Below are 23,445 nucleotides of genomic sequence, written 5' to 3' on the forward strand. Positions count from 1 at the left end.
GTGCAAAATTGCGAGCAGTGGATATTACCAAAACTGGTTAAGAAAAGGCTAGAAATGGCGACTATTCTTGACATAACTTGGCTTGATATTGCATCGGAATGAGATCCTTGCCGGATTGCAAGTAACGCTGATAAAGCGTTTCCAGTTCCGTTGGTAAAGCGGCTGGCTCCACTGGTGTGAAACCACCGTGCTGATAAAAATCGACTAAATGGGAGTAAGCGAAGCAAAATGTTGTCTGATCAAGCCATTTGGTTTGGCAATAACGCAGCAGTTGTTGGCCAATTGTTTGTTGGCGTTGCTCCGTTTTTACCGCCATTCCGGTCAGTAACCGAGATGATCCCACGGTACGAAAACGTACCACAGCGATGATTTCTGTTTTATCCAGTCCGACAATGATCGACTCATTACGCTTAGGTTTCGTTGCAGGGTAATACATTTTATAAAAACGTTTGATTAGTGGAAGTTTGATCGGATCAAATTGCTGAAACTCTAACATTGGTCTTTCGTGCTTATTGGTGATCTGGGGTAGAATGTGGCCAGTTTAAGTTATCCTAAGACGACCATGCAAATTCAACTCGGCGCGAATCTCAAACCCTATCACACTTTTGGTATTGAACAATTTACGGCTCAATTAGCCGTGGCTGAATCGATTGATGATTTACAAATGCTGTACTGCTCTGAGCAATGGGCGAATGTGCCTAAGTTGATGTTAGGCAAAGGCAGTAACATGCTGTTTACTTGTGCCTATTCCGGCATGGTGGTACTTAATCGGCTACGTGGAATAGAGCATCGACAAGATGAACAACATCACTTATTGCATATTGCTGGCGGCGAAGATTGGTCTGAACTGGTGGCTTGGTGTGTTGATCAGGGCATTGCTGGGTTGGAGAATTTGGCGTTAATTCCAGGTTGTGCCGGCTCGGCACCGATCCAAAATATCGGTGCTTATGGACTCGAATTTAAGGATGTTTGCCATTATGTGGACTACTTATGTCTAGAGAGTGGTTCAATCAAGCGCTTGATGGTTGATCAATGCCAGTTTGGTTATCGTGACTCGATTTTTAAACATCAACTGTATCAAAAAGCGGTGGTGGTGGCAGTTGGTTTGAAGTTAGCAAAAGCTTGGCAACCGATCATCAATTATGGTCCGCTCAAAGATCTTCCTCAGACTGCAACAGCTTATGATGTCTATCAGCGGGTTTGTGCTACACGGATTGAAAAATTGCCCGATCCTGCGGTCATGGGTAATGCCGGCAGCTTTTTCAAAAATCCGCTGATCAGTGTGTCGGCGTTTGCTGATTTACAAGCGCAGTACCCCGGTGTAGTGGCTTATCCTACTGATCAGGGCGTCAAAATTGCTGCGGGATGGCTAATTGATCAAGCAGGGTTGAAAGGTTGGCAAATCGGAGGCGCTAAGGTTCACCCTAAGCAGGCGTTGGTGATTGTGAATACTGGATCGGCAACAGCGGCAGATGTATTACAGTTGGCGGCTTATGTGAAACAACGCGTGCTGGATTGCTACGGAATTGAACTTGAACATGAAGTTCGTTTTATTGGCGCACAGCAAGAAACCAATCTTGAGCAATGGATGAGTGAGCAATCATGAAAGAGCATAGTGTCAAGCTGTCTATTCTTAATCAGTTAGCGGATGGTGAGTTTCATTCGGGAGAGGTGTTAGGCGCTCAGCTTGGGATCTCACGCGCAGCAATCAGTAAACATCTGCAAGGGATCCGCACGTGGGGGGTCGATGTGTTTCGGGTGCAAGGCAAGGGTTACCAGCTTGCCCAGCCGATGCGATTATTGGATCAAGCAGTGCTGCAATCCCAAGTCACCAATCCGGTAGAGCTGCATCCGATTATTGATTCGACCAACCAATATTTGCTTGATCATGTCAACACGCTGGCATCGGGAACGGTTTGCTTGGCCGAATATCAAGCCTGTGGCCGAGGTCGACGTGGTCGACACTGGGTTTCGCCGTTTGGGGCGAATCTCTACCTTTCCATGTATTGGCGTTTAGATGCTGGTATGGCCGCCGCAATGGGACTGAGCTTGGTGGTTGGCGTGGCGATCGTCGAAGCGTTAGAAGCGATGGGGGTCAATGGCGTAAAACTTAAATGGCCGAACGATCTTTACTACCACGATAAAAAGCTGGCCGGAATATTAGTCGAAATGTCTGGGCAAGCAGGCGCCGCCGCCCATTTAGTGATTGGAATGGGGATTAATCTGGCAATGCCGGATAAGCAAGACAATATTGATCAACCGTGGATCAGCCTAGCCGAAGTCACCGGGTGGGAGAGCATAGATCGAAATGTCTTAGCGATTAATCTTATTAATGCGTTAGATCGTACCTTGCGTCAATATGAAGTGTCTGGCATGCACAATTTTGTCGAGCGTTGGAATCGTTGGGATAATTTTATTGGTCGTCCGGTGAAATTGCTTATTGGATCCAATGAAATTTTAGGTATTGAGCGCGGAATCGATGCGCACGGAGGCGTGTTATTAGAGACTCCAGAGGGCTTGAAAAGCTTTATTGGCGGAGAAATATCACTGCGTAAAAATGATTAATCAACGTAATAGGTTTGCCAGTGAGAGTAGGTATCCTGATCACTCGAAAGGCACGCCTAACGGATTATTTGCGCAATAACACTTCACCCACGCTATGGTTTAGCCCTTTACGGAGAATTAATTGAGCGCGACCTTTGGTGGGCAGTATATTTTCGATCAAATTTTTGCCGTTAATCGTCTCCCAAATTGAACGTGCTTTTTGCTCGGCTTGCTGCTCTGATAGCGCGGTATAATGGCTGAAGTACGAACCTGGCTTTCTAAAAGCGCTATTACGAAATTTCATAAAACGCTCGATATACCACTTTTCGATCAGTTGGCTCTCTGCATCGACATAAATTGAGAAATCAAGAAAATCAGAAATAAAGACACGATGTGGATCGTGTGGATAGTCCATCCCGCTTTGCAGAACATTTAGCCCTTCGATAATCAGCACATCTGGGCGATCAACGACATTGACCTCATCAGTAATATCATAGGTCAGGTGTGAATAAACTGGAGCAACCACATGCGGTTGACCCGCTTTAACCGCAGAGACAAATTCAACTAAACGGCGAATATCATAAGATTCGGGAAAACCCTTTTTATGCATGATCCCGCGTTCAGTTAGGATTTGATTTGGGTACAGAAAGCCATCGGTGGTGATCAGTTCAACTTTAGGATGATTTTCCCAGCGTGATAGCAATGCCTTCAATAAGCGAGCCGTCGTGCTTTTACCCACCGCAACACTACCGGCAATCCCAATCACAAACGGTGGTGCAGAGCCCGCACTGCCTAGAAATTGCTGTAATACACCATTGCGGCTTTGCCGAGCTTCAATGTACAAATTGAGTAAGCGAGCAAGAGGCAGGTAGATCTCGACAGCTTCAGTCATGGTCAAATGATCATTGATCCCTTGCAATTCCTTAAGATCGCTTTCAGATAAAGTCATAGGGACTGAATTACGAAGTTCAGCCCAGTGTTGACGATCAAAGGTTAAGTAAGGAGTCATAATATCAGTTCAATCATGTGGTCAATGATAAAGAAAGCGAAAATACAGTAAGGTCAAACGAAAGCAAAATAGAATGATACGTGAATTCGCGATTGAATGGCAATTTGAGCAAAAAAACAACGGAAAAACAAAATCCTTTGAAAAAAGCATTTTTTTAAATATAGGGCTTGCAAGGTCTAAGATCATTCACTAGAATGCGCACCACTTATGCCGACTTAGCTCAGTAGGTAGAGCAACTGACTTGTAATCAGTAGGTCACCAGTTCGATTCCGGTAGTCGGCACCATTTTCTCCATTAGCAATGAAAATGGTCAAAAAATTTGGAGGGGTTCCCGAGTGGCCAAAGGGAGCAGACTGTAAATCTGCCGGCTCCGCCTTCGATGGTTCGAATCCGTCCCCCTCCACCATATTTTTAAGGAAATAGCGCTCAGAGCTACGTGTGCGGGCATCGTATAATGGCTATTACCTCAGCCTTCCAAGCTGATGATGCGGGTTCGATTCCCGCTGCCCGCTCCACTCATTTTAGAGTGCTGATATAGCTCAGATGGTAGAGCGCATCCTTGGTAAGGATGAGGTCGGCAGTTCGATTCTGCCTATCAGCACCAGATCTAAGCAAAAATTTCCTTTTGATATATACTTTACTACCGATATTTTTTGGTTGCGTGGTCATATCAATGCCACCTACATCCGTACCTAGAGGGACAACTCATGTCTAAAGAAAAATTTGAACGTACGAAACCGCACGTAAACGTTGGTACTATCGGCCACGTTGACCACGGTAAAACAACTCTAACTGCAGCTATCTGTACTGTACTTGCAAAAGTATACGGCGGTAAAGCGCGTGACTTCGCGTCAATCGACAACGCACCAGAAGAGCGTGAGCGTGGTATTACTATCAATACTTCTCACGTAGAGTACGATACACCAAACCGTCACTACGCACACGTAGACTGTCCAGGACACGCGGATTATGTTAAGAACATGATCACTGGTGCTGCACAGATGGACGGCGGTATCCTAGTAGTAGCTGCGACAGATGGTCCAATGCCACAAACTCGTGAGCACATCCTGCTGGGTCGTCAAGTAGGTATCCCTTACATCATCGTATTCATGAACAAATGTGACATGGTTGATGACGAAGAGCTACTAGAGCTGGTTGAAATGGAAGTACGTGAGCTGCTTTCTGAGTACGATTTCCCAGGTGATGACCTGCCAGTAATCCAAGGTTCAGCACTGGGCGCGCTAAATGGTGAAGAGCAGTGGGAAGCGAAGATTGTTGAGCTAGCAGAAGCACTGGATTCATACATTCCAGAGCCAGAGCGTGCAGTAGACATGGCATTCCTGATGCCAATCGAAGACGTATTCTCAATCCAAGGCCGTGGTACTGTAGTAACTGGTCGTATCGAGCGCGGCATCCTGAAAGTGGGTGACGAAGTTGCGATCGTAGGTATCAAAGATACAGTAACGACTACCTGTACTGGTGTAGAAATGTTCCGTAAGCTGCTTGACGAAGGTCGTGCAGGTGAGAACGTTGGTGCCCTGCTACGTGGTACTAAGCGTGATGACGTAGAGCGTGGACAAGTACTGGCGAAACCAGGTTCAATCACTCCACACACTAAGTTCGAGTCAGAAGTATACGTACTGTCAAAAGATGAAGGTGGCCGTCATACTCCATTCTTCAAAGGTTACCGTCCACAGTTCTACTTCCGTACAACTGACGTAACAGGCAGCATCGAGCTACCAGAAGGCGTAGAAATGGTAATGCCAGGCGACAACATCCAAATGGTAGTTGACCTGATTGCACCAATCGCGATGGACGAAGGTCTACGCTTTGCGATCCGTGAAGGCGGTCGTACAGTAGGTGCTGGTGTTGTAGCGAAGATCATCGCTTAATTATTTGACTAAGCACTATTAAAAAGGGCATCATTTGATGCCCTTTTTCTGCGCTGCACAATAATGTGTCGATTTCTTGATCAGATGCAGTCAAAGTTTTGGAGTGAGGCGTTTTTCGTCACACTTAAGTATGGAATCAGCGCATTGCGTTGACCGAATGGATTTGCCCTGCAACAGCGGGGTTGTTGTCGTCTAGAAGTCAGATTTGTGACAGGTTGGTTTATGAAAGCAAACAACGCTGAAGCTCCTGATAGCTCAAATGCAGCAGATACTCTGAAGTGGGTAATCACTTTTATTCTGCTGGTTGCCGCTGTTGTGGGTAATTACCTGTATGGTGAACTTTCTGTGGTCGCTCGTGCCGCAGGTGTAATTGTGTTGATTGCCGCTGCACTCGGTGTGGCTGCGACAACAACAAAAGGCAAACAAGCGATCGTGTTTGCTCGCGAGTCTCGCATGGAAGTTCGCAAAGTAGTTTGGCCTACGCGCCAAGAAACTATGCAAACCACGTTGATCGTTTTAGCAGTAAGTATTGTAATGGCTCTGGCACTTTGGGGTATTGACGGCATTATGGTTCGTCTCGTCGCCTTTGTGACCGGAGTATAGTAGAGGGTTTAATACATGAGTGAAGCTCCGAAAAAACGCTGGTATGTAGTTCAAGCCTTCTCTGGATTTGAAGGACGTGTTGCTCAGTCACTTCGTGAACATATCAAAATGCACGGTATGGAAGAGTTGTTTGGTGAAGTATTAGTACCAACAGAAGAAGTGGTTGAAATGCGCGCAGGCCAACGCCGCAAAAGCGAGCGTAAATTCTTCCCAGGTTATGTGCTCGTACAGATGATCATGAATGATGAATCTTGGCACTTGGTGCGTAGCGTACCTCGTGTTATGGGATTCATTGGTGGTACATCAGATCGTCCAGCACCGATCACCGATAAGGAAGCGGATGCGATCCTAAACCGTCTTGAAAAAGCCAGCGAAGCGCCGCGTCCGAAAACGATGTTCGAAGCTGGTGAAGTGGTACGTGTTAATGATGGTCCATTTGCTGACTTCAACGGTACCGTTGAAGAAGTGGATTACGAGAAGAGCCGCTTGAAAGTATCGGTATCGATCTTTGGTCGTGCAACACCGGTTGAACTCGAATTTGGTCAAGTTGAAAAGCTTGATTAAAAAAGCATCGATTTAGACTTGTTTGAGGCGTGGATTATGACTATAATTTCGCGCCTTTTTATAGGTTCTTTATGAAACTCGGGGAGCTGACCAATCGGTTAGCGTTTGCACCCATAATCTAGGAAATATCATGGCTAAGAAAGTTGAAGCTTATGTGAAGCTGCAAGTTGCAGCTGGCATGGCAAACCCAAGTCCACCAGTTGGTCCTGCTCTAGGTCAACGCGGTGTTAACATCATGGAATTCTGTAAAGCGTTCAACGCACGTACAGAATCTATGGAGAAAGGTCTACCAACACCAGTTGTTATTACTGTGTACAGTGACCGTTCTTTCACGTTCGAAACTAAGACTCCACCAGCAGCAGTTCTTCTGAAGAAAGCGGCTGGCATCAAGTCTGGTTCAGCGCGTCCTAACACTGCTAAAGTGGGCACAATCACTGACGCTCAAATCCAAGAAATCGCAGAAACTAAAGCTGCTGATATGACTGGTGCTGATATCGAAGCGATGAAGCGTTCTATCGCAGGAACTGCTCGTTCAATGGGCCTAGTGGTAGAGGGTTAATACAATGGCGAAACTAACTAAGCGTATGCGTACTATCCGCGCAAAAGTGGATGTAACTAAAGAGTACGACATCAACGAAGCAGTTGCACTGCTGAAAGAGCTGGCAACAGCGAAATTCGTTGAATCAGTTGACGTTGCTGTTAACCTAGGTATCGACGCTCGTAAATCTGACCAAAACGTTCGTGGCGCAACTGTGCTGCCACACGGTACTGGCCGTGACATCCGCGTAGCGGTATTCACTCAAGGTGCTAACGCTGAAGCAGCTAAAGCTGCAGGTGCGGAACTGGTTGGTATGGAAGATCTGGCTGACCAAGTGAAAAAAGGCGAAATGAACTTCGACGTAGTTATTGCTTCTCCAGATGCAATGCGCGTAGTTGGTCAACTAGGTACTATCCTAGGCCCACGTGGTTTGATGCCAAACCCGAAAGTTGGTACTGTAACTCCTAACGTTGCTGAAGCAGTTAAGAATGCTAAAGCAGGTCAGGTTCGTTACCGTAACGACAAGAACGGTATCATCCATACTACAATTGGTAAGGTAACGTTCGAAGCAGAACAACTGAAAGAGAACTTAGAAGCTCTGTTGGTTGCTCTGAAAAAAGCAAAACCATCTTCTGCGAAAGGCGTTTTCGTGAAGAAGGTAAGCATCTCTACAACTATGGGTGCTGGCGTTGCTGTCGATCAGAATACTCTGAGCGCACAAGTTTAATGCATTTGCTTAGGCGCAAAATTTGTGTATAATTTTGCGCCTAATATTTGTGGTTGGGGCTGAACCTTTACCCTTGTGGTAATCACTCAGTCTCCGTCCAAGACCGTAGGCGTTATCTTCGGATAACTTAATAAAACCTACGTAGATGGTGCCCGAACTGACAGAAAGATTTACTTTTTAAGTTACCTTTCTTCTGGGACTGCACCAAAAAAACTCTCACTGTTGCTGATAATAGTGAGCGGTGTAACGACAACCAGGAGTTAATCCAAGATGGCTTTAAATCTTCAAGACAAAAAAGCAATTGTTGCTGAAGTCAACGAAGCGGCCAGTGGTGCACTTTCTGCAGTTGTTGCTGACTCTCGTGGTGTTCAAGTTGCTGCGATGACTAATCTGCGTAAACAAGCTCGTGAAGCGGGCGTTTACCTGAAAGTTGTTCGTAACACACTAGCACGTCGCGCAGTAGAAGGCACAGCTTACGAATGTCTAAAAGACGTATTCGTAGGTCCTACTTTGATCGGTTTCTCTAATGAGCACCCAGGTGCTGCAGCGCGTCTTTTTAAAGAATTCGCAAAAGAGAACAAAGCATTCGAGATCAAAGCAGCTGCATATGAAGGCGCACTGACTGACCCTGAAGTATTAGCGACACTACCAACTTACGACGAAGCAATTGCACGCCTGATGATGTGCATGAAAGAAGCTTCTGCTGGCAAGCTGGTTCGTACTATCGCTGCTGTCCGCGATCAAAAAGAAGCTGCATAAGCCTAACCGCTTTTGCCTTCTACTGGTTGCTAAATAAACTTATTGTTGACTTAAAAGAGAATTGTTATGTCTATTACTAACGAGCAAATCCTAGACGCTATTGCAGAAATGTCTGTAATGCAAGTTGTTGAACTGATCTCTGCTATGGAAGAGAAGTTCGGTGTTACTGCTGCTGCTGCAGTTGTATCTGGTCCAGCAGCTGCTGCTGTTGAAGAGCAAACTGAATTCAACGTAATTCTGGCTGCTGCAGGCGCGAACAAAGTTGCTGTTATCAAAGCAGTACGTGGCGCAACTGGTCTAGGTCTGAAAGAAGCTAAAGCTCTAGTAGATGGCGCTCCAGCTGCTGTTAAAGAAGCGGTATCTAAAGACGAAGCAGAAGCACTGAAGAAAGAGCTTGAAGAAGCTGGTGCAACTGTTGAAGTTAAGTAATTCCTACTTAATTTCTTAGCCGCAAGGCTAATGGCTGGTGGTTTAATGACCACCGGCCTTTTTGCGCTGTAGGGTATGGGCGAATTTTCCCGCTGTTTAAGCGTTCCATATTCATGCAAATGAGTTCATTCCATGCATTGAACTCTCACTACAGTAAACAGCGATTAGTCACTGTCCTACCCCTTTTTAACCTGAAAGGCGGACAGTTTGGGTCACTTATCAGCGAGCTGAGGAACCCCATGGTTTACTCTTATACCGAGAAAAAGCGCATCCGTAAGGACTTTGGTACTCGTCCACAAGTGTTGGACATTCCATACCTGCTATCGATCCAGCTCGATTCGTTCGAAAAGTTCATCGAACAGGATCCTGAAGGACAATACGGTCTTGAAGCCGCTTTCCGTTCTGTATTTCCAATTCAGAGCTATAACGGCAATTCAGAGCTGCAATACGTTAGCTACCGTCTTGGTGAGCCAGTTTTTGACGTTAAAGAATGTCAAATCCGTGGTGTAACTTATTCAAAACCGCTACGCGTAAAACTGCGCCTAGTGATCTTTGATAAAGACGCGCCAGCAGGTACTGTCAAAGATATTAAAGAACAAGAAGTCTACATGGGTGAAATTCCGCTCATGACAGATAATGGTACCTTCGTAATTAATGGTACCGAGCGGGTTATCGTATCCCAGCTGCACCGAAGCCCAGGCGTGTTCTTCGACAGCGATAAGGGTAAGACCCACTCTTCAGGTAAAGTTCTGTATAACGCACGGATCATTCCGTACCGTGGTTCATGGCTTGATTTTGAGTTCGATCCAAAAGACAACCTGTACGTACGTATTGACCGTCGTCGTAAGCTACCTGCTTCAATCATTTTGCGTGCACTAGGTAAAACTGGCGCTGAAATTCTGGACATCTTCTTCGAAAAAGTGAATTTCGAAGTGAAAGATCAAACTCTAATGATGGAGTTGGTTCCAGAGCGTCTACGTGGTGAAACAGCAACATTCGATATCGAAGCGGATGGTAAAGTTTACGTAGAGAAAGGCCGTCGTGTGACTGCACGTCACATCCGTCAACTTGAAAAAGATGGCGTGAACTTCATTGAAGTTCCGGTTGAGTACATCGTAGGCAAAGTGTCTGCGAAAGATTACGTAAACGAAGCAACAGGCGAACTGATCATTGCCGCTAACCAGGAAATCAGCCTGGAAGCATTGGCGAATCTGTCTCAAGCCGGCTACAAGAAGCTAGAGGTTCTGTTTACCAATGATCTGGACCACGGTCCGTTCATGTCAGAAACCCTGCGCGTTGATGGCACCACAGATCGCATCTCTGCTCTGGTAGAAATCTACCGCATGATGCGCCCTGGCGAGCCGCCAACTAAAGAAGCCGCTGAAGGACTATTTGATAGTCTATTCTTCTCTGCTGAACGTTACGATTTATCAACTGTTGGCCGTATGAAGTTCAACAGCTCTATCGGTCGTGATGATGCCGGTGAGCAAGGTACGCTGGATGAGATCGACATCATCGAAGTGATGAAGAAACTGATCTCGATCCGTAACGGTAAAGGCGAAGTGGACGATATCGACCACCTTGGCAACCGTCGTATCCGTAGTGTTGGCGAAATGGCAGAAAACCAATTCCGTGTGGGTCTGGTACGTGTTGAACGCGCTGTGAAAGAACGCCTAAGCTTAGGTGATCTTGACAATGTGATGCCACAAGATCTGATCAATGCGAAACCGATTTCTGCTGCTGTAAAAGAATTCTTTGGTTCTTCTCAGCTATCTCAGTTTATGGACCAAAACAACCCGTTGTCAGAAGTGACGCATAAGCGTCGTATTTCTGCTTTGGGCCCTGGCGGTCTGACTCGTGAGCGTGCTGGCTTCGAAGTTCGTGACGTACACGTAACGCACTACGGTCGTCTCTGTCCTATCGAAACTCCGGAAGGTCCAAACATCGGTTTGATTAACTCACTGTCAGCGTTTGCTCGTTGTAATGAGTATGGTTTCCTAGAAACACCTTACCGCCGTGTGGTGAATGGTATCGTGACTGACGAAGTGGATTACCTTTCTGCGATTGAAGAAGGTCAATTCGTTATCGCTCAGGCGAACGCTAAGCTCGCGGAAGAAGGCGGTTTTGCTGATGAGCTGGTTACTGCACGTCAAAAAGGCGAGTCAGGTCTTCACCCTCGTGAACACGTTGACTACATGGACGTTGCGACCAACCAAGTCGTATCGATCGCAGCATCGCTGATCCCGTTCCTAGAACACGACGATGCTAACCGTGCCTTGATGGGTGCGAACATGCAACGTCAGGCGGTGCCAACTCTGCGTTCCGAGAAACCACTGGTTGGTACCGGTATTGAGCGTAACGTAGCGGTTGACTCTGGTGTAACCGCAGTTGCCAAACGTGGCGGTATTATCCAGTCGGTTGACGCTTCACGCATCGTAGTGAAAGTGAACGAAGAAGAGTTGATCTCCGGTGAAGCGGGTATCGATATCTACAATCTGACTAAGTACACGCGTTCGAACCAAAACACTTGTATCAACCAGCGTCCATGCGTGATGCCGGGTGAACCTGTGGCGCGCGGCGATGTACTGGCAGATGGTCCTTCGACTGACCTTGGCGAATTGGCTCTTGGCCAAAACATGCGTATCGCATTTATGCCTTGGAATGGTTACAACTTCGAAGACTCAATCTTAGTCTCTGAGCGTGTAGTACAAGATGACCGCTTTACCACGATCCACATTCAAGAGCTGTCTTGTGTGGCGCGTGATACTAAGCTCGGTTCAGAAGAGATCACGGCTGATATCCCGAATGTGGGTGAAGCTGCACTGTCTAAACTCGACGAATCAGGCATCGTGTACATTGGTGCTGAAGTGAAAGGCGGCGATATTCTGGTTGGTAAAGTGACACCAAAAGGTGAAACACAACTGACTCCAGAAGAGAAACTGCTGCGTGCGATCTTCGGTGAGAAAGCGTCTGATGTAAAAGATACTTCTCTGCGGGTACCAAACTCAGTAGCGGGTACGGTTATCGACGTACAAGTCTTTACTCGCGATGGCGTAGAAAAAGACAAACGTGCGCTTGAAATCGAACAGATGCAGCTGAAAGAAGCCAAGAAAGATCTGACAGAAGAGTTCCAAATTCTGGAAGGTGGTCTGCTGGCGCGTGTGCGTTCAGTGCTGTTGGCGGGTGGTTACACCGAAGCGAAACTGGGTTCAATCGAACGTAAGAAATGGTTAGAGCAGACACTTGAAAATGAAGAGCTGCAAAACCAACTAGAGCAACTGGCAGAACAGTACGACGAATTGAAAGCAGACTTCGATAAGAAGTTTGAAACTAAGCGTCGTAAGATCACCCAAGGTGATGATCTGGCTCCTGGCGTACTGAAGATTGTTAAAGTTTACCTCGCAGTGAAACGTCGCATCCAGCCGGGTGATAAGATGGCGGGTCGTCACGGTAACAAGGGTGTTATCTCGAAGATCAACCCTGTTGAAGACATGCCATACGATGAAAACGGTCAGCCGGTTGACATCGTACTCAACCCACTGGGCGTACCATCGCGGATGAACATCGGTCAGATCCTAGAAGTTCACTTAGGTCTGGCGGCGAAAGGTATCGGTGACAAGATCAACCAAATGATCAAGGAACAACAAGAGCTGGCTAAGCTGCGTGAGTTCCTGCAGAAGGTGTATGATCTGGGCGATACTCGTCAACGCGTGGATATTGCGACACTGAGCGATGAAGATGTGCGTACACTGGCCCAAAACCTGCGTGCAGGTCTACCAGTTGCCACTCCAGTATTCGATGGTGCTCCTGAAGCGTCGATCAAGGCGATGTTGGAACTGGCGGATCTGCCAGCTTCTGGTCAGTTGACTCTGTTTGATGGCCGTACGGGTGATGCGTTTGAGCGTCCAGTTACCGTTGGTTACATGTACATGCTCAAACTGAACCACTTGGTTGACGATAAGATGCACGCTCGTTCTACAGGCTCTTACAGTCTGGTTACTCAGCAACCTCTGGGCGGTAAAGCTCAGTTCGGTGGTCAGCGCTTCGGTGAGATGGAAGTGTGGGCACTCGAAGCATACGGTGCTGCGTATACTCTGCAAGAGATGTTGACCGTGAAATCGGACGACGTGAACGGCCGTACTAAGATGTATAAGAACATCGTAGATGGCAATCACGCGATGGAACCTGGTATGCCAGAATCATTCAACGTACTGTTGAAAGAGATCCGCTCGCTAGGTATCAACATCGAGCTAGAAGACGAATAATAAACCCTCAGGTTTCCCCGCAAGGGGAAGCCTAGTGGTTTTCGGTAGGAAGGTGCTCGCAGCTAAGTGCAGCGAGTCCCTTTTAACTCCTTACAGGAGCTGAATGTGAAAGACTTATTAAACTTTCTAAAAGCACAGCATAAGACCGAAGAATTTGATGCGATCAAAATCGGTCTGGCTTCACCGGACATGATCCGCTCATGGTCTTTTGGTGAAGTGAAAAAACCTGAAACCATCAACTATCGTACGTTCAAACCTGAGCGCGATGGTCTGTTCTGTGCGCGTATTTTTGGCCCAGTAAAAGACTACGAATGTCTTTGTGGCAAATATAAGCGCCTGAAACACCGTGGTGTGATCTGTGAGAAATGTGGCGTTGAAGTCACCCAAACTAAAGTTCGTCGTGACCGTATGGGCCACATCGAGCTGGCTTCTCCAGTAGCACACATCTGGTTCCTGAAGTCTCTACCATCTCGTATCGGTTTGCTGATGGATATGCCTCTGCGTGACATCGAGCGCGTACTGTACTTCGAAATGTACGTAGTGACTGAGCCAGGCATGACTGACCTTGAACGTGGTCAAATGCTGACGGAAGAAGAGTATCTCGACCGCTTGGAAGAGTGGGGTGATGAGTTCACTGCGAAAATGGGTGCGGAAGCGATCAAAGATCTGCTGGCATCGATGGATCTGCAAACCGAAACGGAGCAGATGCGTGAAGAGCTGGACACCACTAACTCAGAAACCAAGCGTAAGAAGCTGACTAAGCGTCTGAAATTGGTAGAAGCGTTCCTTGCCTCTGGCAATAAACCAGAATGGATGATCCTGACTGTGCTGCCAGTGCTGCCACCAGATCTACGTCCACTGGTGCCACTGGATGGCGGTCGTTTCGCTACGTCAGATCTGAACGATCTGTACCGTCGCGTGATCAACCGTAACAACCGTTTGAAGCGTCTGCTTGAGCTAGCAGCCCCTGACATCATCGTACGTAACGAAAAACGTATGCTGCAAGAGTCTGTGGATGCGTTGCTGGATAACGGCCGTCGTGGTCGTGCGATCACCGGTTCAAACAAGCGTCCTCTGAAGTCTCTGGCTGACATGATCAAAGGTAAGCAAGGTCGTTTCCGTCAGAACTTGCTGGGTAAACGTGTTGACTACTCAGGTCGTTCGGTTATCACCGTAGGTCCATACTTGCGTCTGCATCAGTGTGGTCTGCCGAAGAAAATGGCGCTTGAGCTATTCAAACCATTTATCTACAGCAAGCTGGAAACGCGTGGCCTAGCGACGACGATCAAAGCGGCCAAGAAAATGGTTGAACGCGAAGAAGCGGTGGTGTGGGATATCTTAGATGAAGTGATCCGTGAACACCCAGTGCTACTGAACCGTGCACCAACACTGCACCGTTTGGGTATCCAAGCGTTTGAACCGGTTCTGATCGAAGGTAAAGCGATCCAACTGCACCCATTGGTGTGTGCGGCATATAACGCGGACTTCGATGGTGACCAAATGGCGGTACACGTTCCTCTGACGCTAGAAGCGCAGTTGGAAGCACGTACCCTGATGATGTCAACCAACAACATTCTGTCGCCTGCGTCAGGTGATCCAATCATCGTACCATCGCAAGACGTGGTACTGGGTCTGTACTACATGACCCGTGAAAAGATCAATGCGAAAGGCGAAGGTATGTACTTGACTGGCCCGGCTGAGGCTGAAAAGGCATACCGCACCAAAACGGCTGAGCTACACGCTCGCGTTAAAGTGCGTATTACCGAAACCATCAAGCATGAAAACGGTAGCTCGACCACAGAAACCAAGATGATTGACACGACCGTAGGCCGTGCCATGTTGTGGCAAATCGTACCGAAAGGTCTGCCATACAGCTTGGTTAACCAGAAGCTGGGTAAGAAGCAAATTTCTAACCTGCTCAATGAAGCGTACCGTAAGCTGGGTCTGAAAGACACCGTAGTCTTCGCGGACCAAATCATGTACACCGGTTTCGCTTACGCGGCATTGTCTGGTGTATCGGTTGGTATCGACGACATGGTGGTTCCAGCGGCTAAGTACACCGAAATTGCAGAAGCGGAAGAAGAAGTTCGCGAAATTCAAGAGCAGTTCCAGTCAGGTCTGGTTACCGCTGGCGAACGCTACAACAAAGTGATCGATATTTGGGCTTCAACCAACGATCGCGTAGCGAAAGCGATGATGGAAAACCTCTCTTCTGAGCAGGTGACTAACCGTCAAGGTGAACAAGAGAAGCAAGAGTCGTTCAACAGCATCTATATGATGGCTGACTCGGGCGCTCGTGGTTCGGCCGCTCAGATCCGTCAGTTGGCGGGTATGCGTGGTCTGATGGCGCGTCCAGATGGTTCGATCATCGAAACGCCAATCACCGCAAACTTTAAAGAAGGTCTAAACGTTCTTCAGTACTTTATCTCAACGCACGGTGCTCGTAAGGGTCTGGCGGATACGGCACTGAAAACAGCGAACTCCGGTTACCTGACTCGTCGTCTGGTAGACGTAGCGCAAGACGTAGTGGTTACTGAACACGATTGTGGCACTGTAGAAGGCGTGGTGATGACACCACACATCGAAGGTGGTGACGTGAAAGTAGCACTGACCGAATTGGCACTGGGTCGTGTGGTATCGGAAGATATCCTCAAGCCAGGTACTGAGGAAGTTCTGATCTCTCGTAATACGCTGCTCGATGAGAAGTGGTGTAAGGTGATCAACGATAACTCAGTTGACCAAATCAAAGTGCGTTCAGTGGTAACTTGTGAATCTGACTTCGGTTGTTGTGCACTGTGTTACGGTCGTGACCTAGCACGTGGTCACTTGGTTAACCAAGGTGAAGCGGTTGGTGTTATTGCCGCACAGTCTATCGGTGAACCAGGTACACAGCTGACGATGCGTACGTTCCACATCGGTGGTGCGGCATCAACGGCAGCAGCAGAAAACAGCATCCAAGCCAAGAACAACGGTTCGGTGAAACTGCATAACGCGAAGTTCGTAATCAACAAAGATGGCAAGCTGGTGATCACCTCGCGTGCTTCTGAGCTGACCATCATTGACGAATTTGGTCGTACCAAAGAGAAACACAAACTGCCATACGGCTCAATGCTGAGCAAAGCCGATAGCGATGCCGTCGCCGCGGGCGAAACCGTCGCGAACTGGGAAGCGCACACCATGCCAATCATCACTGAAGTGGCTGGTCGCGTACAGTTTGTGGATATGATCGATGGTGTTACCGTTTCTCGTCAAACCGACGATTTGACCGGTCTGTCTTCAAGTGAAGTGACTGAAGCCGCAGCGCGTCCAGCCGCAGGTAAAGATATGCGTCCAGCGATTAAGCTGATTGATGCGAATGGTAAAGATGTCCTGATCCCAGGTACAGATATGCCAGCTCAATACTTCCTGCCAGGTAAAGCGATTGTGAACTTGGACGACGGTGCTGAAGTGAATGTGGGTGATACTCTTGCTCGTATTCCTCAGAAATCTGGCGGTAACAAAGACATCACCGGTGGTCTACCACGCGTTGCGGATCTGTTTGAAGCGCGTAAGCCAAAAGAGCCTGCGATTTTGGCCGAGCACTCAGGTACCGTATCGTTCGGTAAAGAGACCAAAGGCAAGCGTCGTCTGATCATTACTCGTGACAGCGGTGATACTTACGAAGATATGATCCCGAAACATCGTCAGTTGAACGTGTTTGAAGGTGAGCGTATCGAGCGTGGTGATGTGATTGCGGACGGCCCAGAGTCGCCACATGACATTCTGCGTCTGCGTGGTATCCATGCAGTGACCACTTACATCGCTAACGAAGTTCAGGAAGTTTACCGTCTACAAGGCGTTAAGATTAACGATAAGCACATCGAGACTATCGTTCGTCAAATGCTGCGTAAGTGTACGATCACCTTCGCGGGTGACTCAGAGTTCTTGCCTGGCGAGACACTTGAGTACTCACAAGTGAAGATCGCGAACCGTAAACTGGAAGAAGAAGGCAAAGAGCCAGCTCGTTTCGAGCGTGAGCTGCTGGGTATTACCAAAGCATCTCTGGCGACGGAATCCTTCATCTCGGCAGCATCGTTCCAAGAAACCACTCGCGTTCTAACGGAAGCGGCGGTATCTGGTAAGCGTGACGATCTGCGTGGCCTGAAAGAGAACGTGATCGTTGGTCGTCTGATCCCGGCGGGTACTGGTTTTGCCTACCACCAAGATCGTCAAGCTAAACGTGCACAACAACAGCAAGGTCCATCGGCTGAACAAGCCTCAGACAACCTCGCTGCACTGCTCAATGCAGGTTTCTCTTCTGACGACGAGTAAGTCATCAAACCATGCAAAAAGGCACCTTCGGGTGCCTTTTTTTATACGCTGGAGAACTATTTTAATATGGAGATGTGGATCTTTGCTGGGCGTTTACGCTCCGGGTGGTAGGGCGAGGCTATCTACGATTAACTGGATTAAACGATCTTCTAATGAAAAGCGTACTTCGAGCACTTCGCCGACTTTCGATAGATCACGATCCAATTCGAGCAATTCATCATATTCGGTTACGGTGGCGTATTGATCATTAAAATTGAGCAGCGGCTCAGTGGTAGCAATGATTTCCCGATACAGTTGATTGATCTCGTCGGTGGCTTTAAAGCCCGTCGCTTGCCATTGGTTCATTACCATGTGGTAAATTTTGAAATGGCCTTCAGAAATGTAATCTACTAACTCTTGGCAAAAATAGAGCAGTGCCTGCGGCGAGGGAAGTTCTGAGATGGTGGTTTTGGTCGAACAAGGTTGTAAGGCCGCCAGTTTACAATATTCCACGATGACATGCTGTCGGTTATCCAACCAATGATCAATGATATCGCTCGAACCACCCCATTGATCTTGGACGTGTTTAAATTTATTTAGCATGATCGTGTCCTCATGATCGGATCGTTAATGGCGATCTTTCATTTTCCAGTAATATCAATTAGATATCACAACTCCCTTCACAACAACGCTCGACAATAATTCTTATGTTGATAAATTGTGGTGAGAATTTAGATTGCCAGTAAAATGATTGGACTGCAAGTAATCAGGAGAAACAGAGTGGAAAAGAGTGACGGCAAGAACGCTTATTGGTGCGTTGTCTCAGGCAGCGACATTTGGTTGGTGGATGGGCAAATTCCTTACGGTACTGCACAGCAATGGCAGTTGCCATCCCGCCATGCGATCTTAGTTGATCACTACCAAAATTCTCCAGTCTATTGGTTGAACGCCGCGGATGTTGAGCAAGATCATCCTCTGAGTTCACTGCGAGAATTGATAAGTGTGGATCAAGCCCTATTCCTAGCGGCGAGCAAAGCAGTGCAATATGGTCACATGAGTCAAACCTTACGCTTCTGCCCACAGTGTGGTGGCCGAAATTATCTTAATCATCAAGAGTTGGCAATGCAGTGCCATGATTGCCGAACCTTGCATTATCCTCGTATTTTTCCATGCATTATTGTCGCAGTGCGTAAATCGCAGCAGATCTTACTGGCCCAGCATCCACGTCATCGCAATGGCATGTATACAGTGATAGCAGGATTTGTTGAGGTCGGTGAAACCCTTGAGCAGTGTGTAGCACGCGAAGTTTTGGAAGAAACCGGAATTGAAGTGATCAATATTCGCTACTTTGGCAGTCAGCCGTGGGCTTTTCCATCCAGTATGATGATGGCTTTTTTAGCTGATTATCACCGTGGTGAACTCAAGCCAGACTACAGTGAATTGAGTGATGCCAATTGGTTTGAACTTGATAAGCTACCACCGGTTGCACCATCAGGTACCATTGCTCGTGCTTTGATTGAGCAAACGCTAGCGGATATTCGTCACGAGATAACCGCCACCAATAAGGATTAAAAAAGATAAAAAAGGATAAAAAAAACCCTCCGGTGAAGGAGGGGGTAAGTAAGATGTCGTTATGAGATGTTGGGTCGTCGACCCAGTTTATGGTTATAGTTTTCGCTAGCGAACAAATTTTTAACACTGTTACGCGTTGGACGCAATTTAAGCATCCATTTAAACGTTAATAACTTGATCTCGCTTGCAAAGCCAACCGCTTTTGTCGTAAACGGTGTTAGAATAGCCGTCAAACTTAAGAAGCCAAATAAGTGGAAATCAGCATGACAGAATTAAAAAACGATCGCTATCTGCGTGCGCTGCTCAAGCAGCCAGTCGATTACACCCCTGTATGGATGATGCGCCAAGCGGGTCGTTATCTTCCTGAATACCGTGCTACTCGCGCTCAAGCGGGAGATTTTATGGCGCTGTGTAAAAATGCTGAGTTGGCTTCTGAAGTCACATTACAGCCGCTACGCCGCTTTCCGCTTGATGCAGCGATTTTGTTCTCCGATATTTTGACCATTCCAGATGCGATGGGGCTTGGGCTGCGTTTTGCCGCCGGTGAAGGCCCAGTGTTTGAGCGTCCGATCACCTGTAAAGCGGATGTCGATAAAATTGGCATTCCCGATCCGGAAGGCGAATTGCAGTATGTGATGAATGCGGTACGCCAAATTCGTAAAGATTTGCAAGGTGCCGTGCCACTGATTGGTTTTTCCGGCAGTCCTTGGACCTTGGCAACTTATATGGTGGAAGGCGGCAGCTCAAAAGCGTTCACTAAAATCAAAAACATGATGTACAGCTCACCTGCGCTGCTGCATACGTTATTAGACAAATTGGCCGATAGCGTGATTGATTATCTCAATGCACAAATCAAAGCCGGAGCCCAAGCGGTGATGGTGTTTGATACTTGGGGCGGAGTATTAACCCCACGCGACTACCAGCTATTCTCCTTGCAGTATATGCACAAAATTGTCGATGGCTTAATCCGTGAAAATGAAGGCCGACGTGTGCCGGTGACCCTGTTTACCAAAAATGGTGGCATGTGGCTTGAGCAGATCGCGGCAACCGGCTGTGATGCGGTCGGTCTCGATTGGACCATCAATATTGCCGATGCCAAAGCTCGAGTGGGTGATAAAGTCGCTTTGCAAGGCAATATGGATCCTTCGATTTTGTATGCTCCAGCACCACGAATTCGTGAAGAAGTGGCGAGTATTTTGGCTGGTTTCGGTCATGGCGCTACCGGACATGTGTTTAATTTGGGACACGGTATTCATCTTGATGTGCCACCTGAGAACGCGGGTGTGTTTGTCGAAGCGGTACATGAGCTTTCCAAACCTTATCACCAAGCATAATCCAGCACAGCGTCTGCATAGCAGGCGCTGTGCTCATTTTGCGCCAGTATGCTTTATACTTGGCGTATCTTAATCGATAGATGACCCCCATGATGATCAAAACCAAGGTTCGCATCGTGCATGCTGCGCTTGAGCTGTTTAATCAGCTTGGTGAGCGCAATATCACCACTAACCACATTGCCGCTCATATGGAGATCAGCCCTGGCAATCTGTATTACCACTTTCGTAATAAGCAGGAGATAGTGCGTGATATTTTTGCGCTCTACGCCACCGAGTTACTTGAGCGTTTTACCCCTGACCAAGGGCAATATGAGAGCCTCGCCCTACTGAAACGATATTTAGATTCCATTTTTACCTTGATGTGGAAATACCGTTTTTTTTACGCTAATTTGCCGGAAATTTTGCAGCGTGATGAAAAGTTGCACGACGAGTATATTCAGGTGCAAGAGCAGTTACAGACCAATTTAATTGATATTGTGCGCCATTTCGTGAATTTGCAGTTGTTGCAATTAAGCGAAGAGGAGATGCCTAAATTAGTGCGTACTTTGCATTTGATTGCCTCAAGTTGGCTTAGCTATCAAGCCGCGATGTCACACAAAACTCAAATCACCGAACAGGTGATCCATCAAGGTATGCTGCAGATGATCTCCGTGGTCAAGCCTTGCGCGACGAAAGCTGGACGTGAGCAACTGCAATGGCTCGAGGATGGCGTGCGCGCCATGCATGCTTGAGCATGAGTTATAACCAATCTGTCTTGGGCAAAATCCCGCTCACTTGCTAACGTCTTAGCGATTGTGCGAAGAGGCGAAGAGCATGGATTACGATGTGTTTAATGGCGATGCCGATGGCATTTTGTCACTGGTGCAGTGGCGTTTAGCCAATCCTAAATCAACTCGATTGGTGACCGGGGTGAAGCGTGATATTGCTTTACTGGATCGGCTTGATGTTACCCAAGGTGATGCGCTGGTGGTATTGGATCTCTCCATGGCCAAAAATCAGCGTGGTGTGCAGCGTGCATTGCAAGCTGGGGCGAGTGTGTTTTATGCCGACCATCATCAGCCCGGTGATATTCCTACCCATTCTGCCCTGCAAGCGCATATAGATACCGATGCCAATGTTTGTACCGCGCTGATCATCGATCGTCTACTGGCTGGACGTTTTCGAGAGTGGGCAATTGCCGCGGCGTTTGGTGATAATTTGCACCGAGTTGCGCAGGCTTTGGCCGAGCAAGTGGGATTGGATGCCGAGCAAACTGCAGCGCTCTGTGAGTTAGGAACGTTGATTAACTATAATGGCTATGGACGTAGGGTGTCTGAGCTGCATTTTGCACCAGATAGGCTATATCAAACCTTGCTCTCTTACCAGACGCCATGGGCGGTATTGGCCGATCTCAACTCGCCTTTCTATCAATTACGCAGCGCCTATCAGCAAGATTTGGCGTTTGCGCTGGCTCAGCCGATTTATGCACAGAGCCCAAACTTAACAGTGGTGGTGTTACCGGATTGTGCTGCAGCGCAGCGAGTCAGTGGTACTTTGGCCAATTATTTGGCTAATCAGGATGAGCAGCGTGCGCATTTGATCGTGATTGATGCCGATGAGCAGCACTACACGCTATCGCTGCGAGCCCCATTGGGTAATCAACGAGGAGCGGGAGCCTTGTGCGCGCAGTTTGCCTCAGGGGGAGGCCGCGAATCGGCTGGCGGTATTAACCAGTTGCCACATGCACAGTTGGATGAGTTTATACGGCAGATCACGCGCTATTACGCGCGTTAACGCACTAACCACTGAGTCGGATTTTCAGCGCGGCTATTGCGGCGAATTTCAAAATAGAGTGACGCGCGAGATTGGCCACCGGTATCACCCGCCAGGGCAATGGTTTCTCCCGCGATGACTTTATCGCCCTCTTTTTTGAGTAGAGTTTGGTTGAACCCATACAGCGTCATGTCACCTTTACCGTGGTCGAGCAGCACAACAAGACCATAACCACGCAGATATTCGGCAAACACTATGGTGCCGGGATACACGGCTTTGACTTCTTGACCATAGTTCGCTTCGATCACTAGGCCTTTCCAGTCGATTTGTCCGGTTTGTCGCTCACCAAAATGATGCAAAGGTCGGCCTTTAATTGGCCACGGCAATTTGCCTCGCTGATTGGCGATCCCATTCATCAGCACCGCATTACGTTTGGCGGCTTTGGCAATTTCGGCTTTTAAACGGGTTTCATTACGCTGCAGCTCCGCCAGATACACCTTATCACCAGAGATACTGCTCTCGATTTTTTTCACCGTCTGCTTACGTTCATTTTGGGTTTTGGCCAACTGATCTCTTTGCTGGGTTTGCTGCGCGAGCAATTTTTCGATTTGTTCACGATCACGTTGCCTTTGCTGCTGGCTGGCATTGAGTTCGGCTTGGGTTTTTTGGAGATCAGCGATGGCTTGGGTGCGTTTTTTTGCCAAGTGTTGATAGTACTGACTGATACGATCTTCATCCGCATTACGATGAAAAAACGGGCTACTACTGAGTGATCGCTTAGTGAGGTAATAGGTTTGCAATAGGTGCTCAAGTTGCTCGGCTTGTTGCTGTTGCTGAGTTTGCAATGCTTGGATGTTGCTGTTGATCTGAGCAATATTGCGATTGGTATTATCAAGATCGGTTTTGGTTTTACTGATCTGCCGTTCAATGCCGTTAATGCCAAGCTCTTGCTGCTTCAACGTTTGTTGTAATTGATCCAGTGATTTTTGTTGCTGGCTGAGTGCTTGTTGTTGGCGCGAAATTTCATTTTTGACACCAGACAATTCCTGATTGGTTGCGGCGGTAAGAGATGGTGTGACGATCAATAATAGACAAGCGAGCGCTCGACGGATCAAGCAGCGAGCTTGGAAGTCACGGAAAATCGCGGGCAGCGCAGTTGGTGTCATG

The 23,445-nt window shown here is 47.7% G+C and carries 19 protein-coding genes and 4 tRNA genes; 19 read left to right on the forward strand and 4 right to left on the reverse strand.

What is annotated here, in order from left to right; translation table 11 throughout:
* Positions 1-61 precede the first annotated feature (61 nt).
* Entirely contained in the window at positions 62-496 is a 435-nt protein-coding gene (locus tag OOK74_RS01000; protein WP_278182947.1) for a GNAT family N-acetyltransferase, read from the reverse strand.
* A 36-nt stretch (positions 497-532) separates the two neighbouring features.
* Here OOK74_RS01000 and murB point away from each other — a divergent pair, with 36 nt between their 5' ends.
* The gene (murB, locus tag OOK74_RS01005) at positions 533-1,606 is read left to right on the forward strand and encodes a UDP-N-acetylmuramate dehydrogenase (protein ID WP_278182948.1); all 1,074 of its coding nucleotides are present in this window, start codon (positions 533-535) and stop codon (positions 1,604-1,606) included.
* On the forward strand, positions 1,603-2,565 hold the full coding sequence (birA, locus tag OOK74_RS01010) for a bifunctional biotin--[acetyl-CoA-carboxylase] ligase/biotin operon repressor BirA (protein ID WP_274723688.1): 963 nt from the start codon (positions 1,603-1,605) through the stop codon (positions 2,563-2,565). The genes murB and birA overlap by 4 nt, the downstream gene beginning before the upstream one ends.
* A gap of 64 nt (positions 2,566-2,629) precedes the next feature.
* On the opposite strand, the gene coaA is transcribed toward birA, so the two are convergent.
* Positions 2,630-3,553 (reverse strand): type I pantothenate kinase, encoded by a 924-nt coding sequence (coaA, locus tag OOK74_RS01015; protein ID WP_278182949.1) that lies wholly within the window; start codon positions 3,551-3,553, stop codon positions 2,630-2,632.
* Between the two features lie 209 nt (positions 3,554-3,762).
* Between coaA and OOK74_RS01020 the strand changes: the two genes are divergently transcribed.
* The 13 genes from OOK74_RS01020 (at position 3,763) to rpoC (ending at position 17,641) form a co-directional block, all read left to right on the forward strand.
* Positions 3,763-3,838 (forward strand) — tRNA-Thr (locus OOK74_RS01020).
* A 36-nt stretch (positions 3,839-3,874) separates the two neighbouring features.
* Positions 3,875-3,959, forward strand: a tRNA-Tyr gene (locus OOK74_RS01025).
* Positions 3,960-3,993: 34 nt separating this feature from the next.
* Positions 3,994-4,068 (forward strand) — tRNA-Gly (locus OOK74_RS01030).
* A gap of 13 nt (positions 4,069-4,081) precedes the next feature.
* A tRNA-Thr gene (locus OOK74_RS01035) sits at positions 4,082-4,157 on the forward strand.
* Positions 4,158-4,260: 103 nt separating this feature from the next.
* Entirely contained in the window at positions 4,261-5,445 is a 1,185-nt protein-coding gene (tuf, locus tag OOK74_RS01040) for an elongation factor Tu (RefSeq protein ID WP_278182950.1), read from the forward strand.
* A gap of 222 nt (positions 5,446-5,667) precedes the next feature.
* On the forward strand, positions 5,668-6,048 hold the full coding sequence (gene secE, locus OOK74_RS01045; RefSeq protein ID WP_278182951.1) for a preprotein translocase subunit SecE: 381 nt from the start codon (positions 5,668-5,670) through the stop codon (positions 6,046-6,048).
* A gap of 15 nt (positions 6,049-6,063) precedes the next feature.
* Positions 6,064-6,612 carry a transcription termination/antitermination protein NusG gene (gene nusG, locus OOK74_RS01050; RefSeq protein WP_001287510.1) on the forward strand — a complete coding sequence of 183 codons (549 nt, stop codon included), beginning with the start codon at positions 6,064-6,066 and terminating at the stop codon, positions 6,610-6,612.
* Positions 6,613-6,742: 130 nt separating this feature from the next.
* Complete coding sequence (gene rplK, locus OOK74_RS01055; protein ID WP_166013822.1) at positions 6,743-7,171, forward strand: 50S ribosomal protein L11; 429 nt, start codon at positions 6,743-6,745, stop codon at positions 7,169-7,171.
* Between the two features lie 4 nt (positions 7,172-7,175).
* Positions 7,176-7,877, forward strand: a complete 702-nt coding sequence (gene rplA / locus OOK74_RS01060; RefSeq protein ID WP_166013821.1) for a 50S ribosomal protein L1 — start codon at positions 7,176-7,178, stop codon at positions 7,875-7,877.
* Positions 7,878-8,147: 270 nt separating this feature from the next.
* Positions 8,148-8,636, forward strand: coding sequence for a 50S ribosomal protein L10 (rplJ, locus tag OOK74_RS01065; RefSeq protein WP_274723608.1), 489 nt, complete (start codon positions 8,148-8,150; stop codon positions 8,634-8,636).
* A gap of 66 nt (positions 8,637-8,702) precedes the next feature.
* Entirely contained in the window at positions 8,703-9,065 is a 363-nt protein-coding gene (gene rplL / locus OOK74_RS01070) for a 50S ribosomal protein L7/L12 (RefSeq protein ID WP_274723607.1), read from the forward strand.
* A gap of 239 nt (positions 9,066-9,304) precedes the next feature.
* Positions 9,305-13,330: a DNA-directed RNA polymerase subunit beta gene (rpoB, locus tag OOK74_RS01075; protein ID WP_274723606.1), complete on the forward strand. Its 4,026-nt coding sequence runs from the start codon at positions 9,305-9,307 to the stop codon at positions 13,328-13,330.
* Positions 13,331-13,435: 105 nt separating this feature from the next.
* Entirely contained in the window at positions 13,436-17,641 is a 4,206-nt protein-coding gene (gene rpoC / locus OOK74_RS01080; RefSeq protein ID WP_274723605.1) for a DNA-directed RNA polymerase subunit beta', read from the forward strand.
* Positions 17,642-17,734: 93 nt separating this feature from the next.
* On the opposite strand, the gene rsd is transcribed toward rpoC, so the two are convergent.
* Positions 17,735-18,223 (reverse strand): sigma D regulator, encoded by a 489-nt coding sequence (gene rsd, locus OOK74_RS01085; protein WP_274723604.1) that lies wholly within the window; start codon positions 18,221-18,223, stop codon positions 17,735-17,737.
* Between the two features lie 177 nt (positions 18,224-18,400).
* Between rsd and nudC the strand changes: the two genes are divergently transcribed.
* From nudC to OOK74_RS01105, 4 genes are all read left to right on the forward strand, one after another.
* Positions 18,401-19,192, forward strand: a complete 792-nt coding sequence (gene nudC / locus OOK74_RS01090) for an NAD(+) diphosphatase (protein WP_278182952.1) — start codon at positions 18,401-18,403, stop codon at positions 19,190-19,192.
* Positions 19,193-19,455: 263 nt separating this feature from the next.
* A complete protein-coding gene (gene hemE / locus OOK74_RS01095) occupies positions 19,456-20,526 on the forward strand; it encodes a uroporphyrinogen decarboxylase (RefSeq protein ID WP_274723602.1) in 1,071 nt (356 codons plus the stop codon).
* Positions 20,527-20,621: 95 nt separating this feature from the next.
* Positions 20,622-21,257, forward strand: coding sequence for a TetR/AcrR family transcriptional regulator (locus tag OOK74_RS01100; RefSeq protein ID WP_274723613.1), 636 nt, complete (start codon positions 20,622-20,624; stop codon positions 21,255-21,257).
* An 82-nt stretch (positions 21,258-21,339) separates the two neighbouring features.
* Complete coding sequence (locus OOK74_RS01105) at positions 21,340-22,299, forward strand: DHH family phosphoesterase (protein WP_278182953.1); 960 nt, start codon at positions 21,340-21,342, stop codon at positions 22,297-22,299.
* Here OOK74_RS01105 and OOK74_RS01110 read toward each other — a convergent pair.
* Positions 22,296-23,444, reverse strand: a complete 1,149-nt coding sequence (locus OOK74_RS01110; protein WP_277208191.1) for a murein hydrolase activator EnvC family protein — start codon at positions 23,442-23,444, stop codon at positions 22,296-22,298. The two genes, OOK74_RS01105 and OOK74_RS01110, sit on opposite strands and share 4 nt — an antisense overlap.
* Between the last annotated feature and the right edge of the window lies 1 nt (position 23,445).

It is taken from the genome of Vibrio misgurnus, from assembly GCF_029635775.1.
GTDB classification, from domain to species: domain Bacteria; phylum Pseudomonadota; class Gammaproteobacteria; order Enterobacterales; family Vibrionaceae; genus Vibrio; species Vibrio chanodichtyis.